Here is a 2,644-nt window from a genome sequence, read left to right as displayed (position 1 = left end):
AACCCCTACAAGTTGTGTAACAGGTGTAGTAACAATCACTGTATCACCTACAACAGTAACTCCTACAGTATTGCCAGTAGCGGCGGATGATAGAGCATCTACAGCAGTGAATACACCTGTAAATATTGCAGTATTGCCAAACGATACCCTCAACGGAGCAACTACCCCTAATGTAGTAACCTCTCCAGCAAATGGTACAGTGATGGTAAATAGCGATAACACAATAGAGTACCGTCCTCACACAGGATTTACAGGAACCGATACCTTTGTGTACGAAATCTGTAACTCCGCTGGATGTAGCTCTGCTACAGTAACCGTAGAAGTAGTGAATAAAATCATCCCTTACAGTGGTATGTCAGTAAATGGCGACGGTAAAAACGACCACTTCTATATTGGTGGCATAGAAAACTATCCAAACAATGTGGTACGTATTTACAACCGTTGGGGCGTGAAAGTATTCGAGGTAAACGGCTACGACAACGTAACCCGCGTGTTTAGAGGAATCTCCGACGCCCGTGCAACCGTCGAAGCTGCCGATAAACTCCCTCAAGGTACTTACTATTATGTAATCGAATACTACGATCAGAATAATAAAAAACAATCTGAAGTAGGTTGGTTATATCTCAAGAAATAATTAAATGAGTTCATAGAAAAAAGGACTGTCCAGAATCGATCTGGCAGTCCTTTTTATGATTTTGCTCAACTACAAATTGGCTAATTAAAAAATTATTGCTACCTTTGTCCCATCAAAGCGTATCAAAAATGAGAAAAATAGTATTATTAGCAGGACTTACTCTTGTACTGCTCTCTTGTAGAAAAGACGATAATAACAATGAAACTACCTATAGTAACGTTTTCCCTAAAACAATTGTAGAAGAGGTAACTACTTCCATAGGGAAAACCGTAAAAACTACGGATACTTATACTTTAACTGGAAATAAAATAACAACTTTCAGTAGAGTAAGAATAGTAGAAGATGGATCTATTACTACAGATGAAGTCTATACCATTGACTATGAAGGTGATTTGATAAAAAGAATCACCCTCAAAAGTAATTCTCAAAGCAATAGAAATTATTCTTATAATTTTAATTACAGTGAAAATCACTTACAATCTATCATTCGTAGTGATAATGTTCAAAAAATTACCTATGAATATCTTAATAACAAAGTAGCGAGTAAAACTACGGTTGATGGAACTGAAACAAAAAAATATAGTTATACTTATGAAGCTAATAAAATAAAAATGATTGCCACCGATCCTACTCCTGGTTCTAACGACCGTTTTACCTATACTCTCAATCCCGATGGCACAGTAGCTTCCTTTGAGAAAATAGTTTATATAGGCAATATACCTAGAGAAGAAACCAAAGGCACTTGTACTTATCAATACGATAATAAACCGAATATCTATCAACGAGACCTCTTTAAATATTTAGCTGAAATAGAGTTGATAAGTAACTACAACTACTATGGCGATTATTATAGGGATCCTCTGCTAAGATCTGCCGCTCATAATGTTGTTTCTTATACAAACAATCTGTATAACAACACTCAAGCGAACTACCAAGATTTAGAGAATGCTACTCGCTCTTTCTCTTATCAATGGAACAGCAACAACAGCCCTAAATCAATGGAATACAAGAAAAATAGCAACCATAAAGCCAATTATACTTACACTTATTAGAAAAACCTAATTACTAATGTTTATAGATTATCTTCTTTCGGCAGTTCTGATGCTTATCACCTTTGCGATAGGCAGCTCCCTTCGCTTTGCCGATTTCGAGAATATATTCAAAAAATCAAAACCCCTATACTTGGGGCTTTTCTTGCAGATGGTCTTTCTGCCTATTTGTGCATTTATTATTGCCGAATTAGTTAATCTCCCTCCAGCCGAAAAAGTCGGACTCATCATCGTCGCAATATGTCCTGGCGGAACAACCTCTAACTTTATCAGCTATCTCATCAAAGCCGATACCGCTTTAGCCGTCGCGCTTACTGCTATCAACAGTCTGCTCATTCTGTTCTCCATTCCACTGTTGTCTAATTGGGCAGTAGCAATCTTTATGGGAAGTCATACCGAAGTTTCTTTACCTATCCTCAATATGGTCTGGGAAGTAGCTAAAATTATCATCATTCCCGCCTTGTTAGGTTTGTTTTTCAACCGATTTTTTCCTAACATATCCCTTAAAATCCGTTTTCCTTTAAAGGTTATCAATACGATATTATTGGGAATTGTTTTTTTTATTAAATTCTTTGGAGATAAACAATCAGGAGGTAGTGGTATCTCGGTAGATGAGATAATTCGTCTTTTGCCTGCTACACTGCTAATGCACCTCAGTGCAATGATACTCAGCTATTTTATCGCTTTAAAAACCTTTAAACTCTCAGGAGTACAAGCAACAACTATTAGTATAGAAGTAGGACTGCAAAACACAGCTTTAGCTATATTAGTAGCAGGAACCCTCATAGGCAATACCGATATGACCAAACCCGCCCTTGTCTATGCAATTTTTTCTTTCTTTACCACTTTTGCTTTTGCCCTTATTACTATCAGACTAAAAAGATAACAACAACTGATAAATAAAAGACGCTGTCCAAAAAGTCTCAGAATCACTTTTGCATCATAAACTTTGTCAAAGTCC

The 2,644-nt window shown here is 36.7% G+C and carries 3 protein-coding genes; all 3 read left to right on the top strand.

Annotated elements, in window-relative coordinates; genetic code table 11:
- A partial coding sequence (locus HMPREF9073_RS14465; RefSeq protein ID WP_009414373.1) for a gliding motility-associated C-terminal domain-containing protein occupies positions 1–634 on the top strand: 634 nt, incomplete at its 5' end.
- Between the two features lie 128 nt (positions 635–762).
- Positions 763–1,686, top strand: coding sequence for a hypothetical protein (locus HMPREF9073_RS14460; protein WP_009414372.1), 924 nt, complete (start codon positions 763–765; stop codon positions 1,684–1,686).
- Between the two features lie 16 nt (positions 1,687–1,702).
- The gene (locus HMPREF9073_RS14455; protein WP_009414371.1) at positions 1,703–2,569 is read left to right on the top strand and encodes a bile acid:sodium symporter family protein; all 867 of its coding nucleotides are present in this window, start codon (positions 1,703–1,705) and stop codon (positions 2,567–2,569) included.
- The last annotated feature ends 75 nt before the right edge of the window (positions 2,570–2,644 follow it).

Origin of the sequence: Capnocytophaga sp. oral taxon 326 str. F0382, from assembly GCF_000318295.1 — a bacterium.
Taxonomy (GTDB): Bacteria; Bacteroidota; Bacteroidia; order Flavobacteriales; family Flavobacteriaceae; genus Capnocytophaga; species Capnocytophaga periodontitidis.
Note: the sequence above shows the minus strand (reverse complement) of the source record. Positions and strands in the feature narration are given on the sequence as shown.